The sequence below is a fragment of the Methylobacterium sp. J-043 genome, from assembly GCF_022829505.1.
GTDB classification, from domain to species: Bacteria; Pseudomonadota; Alphaproteobacteria; order Rhizobiales; family Beijerinckiaceae; genus Methylobacterium; species Methylobacterium extorquens_A.
The window spans coordinates 1-2867 of sequence record NZ_JAKSYB010000007.1; the positions used below are offsets into that span (position 1 = coordinate 1).

General features: G+C 54.8%; 2 protein-coding genes and 2 pseudogenes. 2 read left to right on the top strand and 2 right to left on the bottom strand.

The genetic code is table 11. The annotated features are described in order from the left end of the window. Window positions 1-211 precede the first annotated feature (211 nt). Both MKK50_RS00095 and MKK50_RS00100 read left to right on the top strand, forming a co-directional pair. Window positions 212-1297 carry a glycosyltransferase gene (locus MKK50_RS00095; protein WP_499019530.1) on the top strand — a complete coding sequence of 362 codons (1086 nt, stop codon included), beginning with the start codon at window positions 212-214 and terminating at the stop codon, window positions 1295-1297. 120 nt (window positions 1298-1417) lie between these two features. Then, a pseudogene (locus MKK50_RS00100) lies at window positions 1418-1698 on the top strand (transposase); the annotation flags it as partial. On the opposite strand, the gene MKK50_RS00105 reads toward MKK50_RS00100, so the two are convergent. Both MKK50_RS00105 and MKK50_RS00110 read right to left on the bottom strand, forming a co-directional pair. Continuing rightward, window positions 1687-2643 carry an IS481 family transposase gene (locus tag MKK50_RS00105; protein WP_499019532.1) on the bottom strand — a complete coding sequence of 319 codons (957 nt, stop codon included), beginning with the start codon at window positions 2641-2643 and terminating at the stop codon, window positions 1687-1689. The pseudogene MKK50_RS00100 and the gene MKK50_RS00105 overlap by 12 nt on opposite strands. Window positions 2644-2742: 99 nt before the next feature. Further along, window positions 2743-2867, bottom strand: a pseudogene (locus tag MKK50_RS00110) (IS630 family transposase); the annotation flags it as partial.

The window sequence follows — 2867 nt, forward strand, 5'->3', positions numbered from 1 at the left end:
GGACACGGCCTTCACGACGCGCTCACGCAGATCCAATGACAACGGCGACCCCATCGATCCTCCTGTCGAGGACCACAGGGAATCAGATCACGTCGCGTCGCGGAACCCCAGCCGACTCGCAGCGATCGGCAACAGCTCTAGCCGTCACAGGGACGGCTAATTACCACCTTTCGATAAAAATCAGGTGATGGTAGATGGGGGGACGGCCAGGATGGCCAGCATCAACGTAGAGCGCATTGAGGGGGCGAATTTGGATAATTGCATCGTATTGAGTACTGTTCCCCCAAACTTCAGATCTGGCGACGCGCCTTGTTTTAAAGACTTATCAGATATTATATACTCGTACAAAGATACGCATCATTGTTCTATAGGCGATATTATAGAAAACAGCTCAAATTTTACTGAATATACCAGAAATAAATATGGCTCAGCTGTAGGCGGGATTGTCGTATTTGAGTCAATGCTTGATGAAAATGCTCGACGTCACCTTAAGGAATGTGGGTCCAAAATTTTATTAATTACCGAAGATTTACATCTAACAAGCCTTTCCAATCTATCGGAAGCCGTTAGGCATTCCGACCTTGTTTTATCGCGATTCGATATTATTGATGATTTGATCGGAAATCAAGGCACTAAAATCATTCCTTTCTTGTTGCATTGCACGGATTTTTTGGTTGCTGATCCTGTAGAGTCAAATTCAGAATCGATTGTACATTTCGGACAGTTGATGTGCAATCCGCCTAATATTGACATGTCAAAACTGTCGGGAAGAGCAAATCAATACGCGTTCCGAGAAAAATGGCATGAAAAATTTACCGATTCAGGAATTGATATATACAACTACATCAAGACCAGTCCCGATAAATTACTTGGCGAAGTTAGGAAACACTCTATTGGATTTGCTTGTACGTACTTTCCATACAGTTTCAGCCAGATCTGCAGGAACGAACAGGGTTTAGATTGGGCGCGCGAAAATACGCCAATCAAGTTCGATGAAAGTTACATGGTTGCGAAATTGTTTGAAATCCCGGGATCTGGCTTGCTTCTTCTCGCCGATCCAACAGGACTGAAAAGACATTTCACAAATGCCGGATTCATTGACCGTTTAAATTACATTGCAATTACTGAAGAGACATTCGACGAGGTAATCAGCTTTATTATGAATGCAGATAACAAACAAACTTTATCGACAATTCGAAAAAATGGGAATCAGCTTGTTCGATCCTATCATCTCAAAGCAGACAGAGCTACGCAGTTTAGCACTATAATGGATAATTTTCTTGGGAGAAACATATAGCTATTGTTGGCAATTCATATGACGACCGATATAGTTATGCCCGTAGCGTTACCTTGGCATTTTAGGGGAGGTTGTGTACCTTGATCCTGTCGTGGTGCCGATAGAGGCTAAGAAGTCGGATTGTCGTCCGGTCGTGATCTCGACGCGGGGCTCGCCCCGTTCCTGGCTGGGCTGGGGCGTAAGACACGCCGGACCTTGCGCCGCTGTACCCTCGCGGTCTGGTCGGCCTCGGGGATGGCAAGAGCCTGCAACCGATGACCGCCCGCGTTGGGCTGGCGAGCCACGAGCAATTGCAGCATTTCATCGCCAGCCCAGCTTGTGACGATGGCCCGCTCTGTACGGAGTTGGCTTGCACTGCGGACCAACTGGTGGGCGGACCCGATGCCGGCCTAGATGTGGATGCTCAATAGGTTGTCCTCGGCCAAGCCGAGGCGGCTGATGGGTGTTTTGCCGTTGATGCCGCTGTGTGGGCGCTTCCAGTTGTAGCGGAACAGGAAGGCGGGCAGTTCCGCACCGCGCTGCTCCGAGGTGTCGTAGGCGCGGGCATAAGCCCATTCGCGCAAGGACGTCTGGACGAAGCGCTCGACCTTGCCGTTGGTTTTCGGCGTGTAGGGCCGGGTGCGCTTGTTCCGAATGGTCAGGCGGCGCAACGCCTTGGTGTAGCGTCTGGATTTGAAGGCCGGCCCGTTGTCGGTCATCACACGCTCGACCGCGATGCCGTGGCGGCGGCGGAAGAAGCGCAGCGCGTTGAAGAGGAAGGCGAGGCAGGACACTCGGGTCTCGTCGGGGTGGATCTCGGAGTAGGCCAGCCGCGAATGGTCGTCGATGGCGAGGTGCAGATACTCCCAGCCGATGCCGCGGCCCGAACTCTGCCGGGTGCGGTCGCCGGTGATGCGATGGCCGACGCGTTCGAAGCGGCCGAGCTTCTTGATGTCGATGTGGATCAACTCGCCCGGCTTGTCGCGCTCGTATCGCTGGACCGGCATAGGCGGTTCGAGGTCGCGCATGCGGCTCAGGCCGTACCGGCGCAACACCCGGCTGACGGTGGCCGGCGAGACGGCGAGATCACAGGCGATCTGCGCGCCGGTCAGACGCTGACGGCGCAAAGTCACAATGGCTTCCTGGGTCGCGACCGGGGTCGGGCGGTGCAGCGTGTGAGGCCGCGAGGAGCGATCCTGCAGCCCGGCGGCTCCTTCGGCCTCGAAGCGGGCAACCCACTTGCCCACCGTCTTGGGGCACACACCCATCGTCGCGGCCACCGCCTTCGGGCTGAGCCCGCTCTGAGCCAGCCGCACAAGGCGCTCTCGACCCGAGGGCGTCAAACGCGCATTCTGGTGGATGTTCATCCGGTCGCTCCGAGATCGCTGAAGCCTCGCAACTCCAGCGTCCTCGGTTCAGGCCGGATGGACAACCTCCTGAAAGCTCACACCTAGAGCTGTTGCCGATCATGTTGGATCGTATGCGTCGTATCCAGCTGCGGCGAGGCAGTTGCGGCAGGCCCTTGGCGTGAGGGTGTCGAAGGCGGATCGGATGGCCGCTTTCAGATCTGGAAGCGTCCGAGCGGCGGCTT

Coding starts and splice junctions, on each gene's coding strand:
- MKK50_RS00095 (WP_499019530.1), top strand. CDS start 212: ATGGCCAGCATCAACGTAGAGCGCATTGAGGGGGCGAATTTGGATAAT.
- MKK50_RS00105 (WP_499019532.1), bottom strand. CDS start 2,643: ATGAACATCCACCAGAATGCGCGTTTGACGCCCTCGGGTCGAGAGCGC.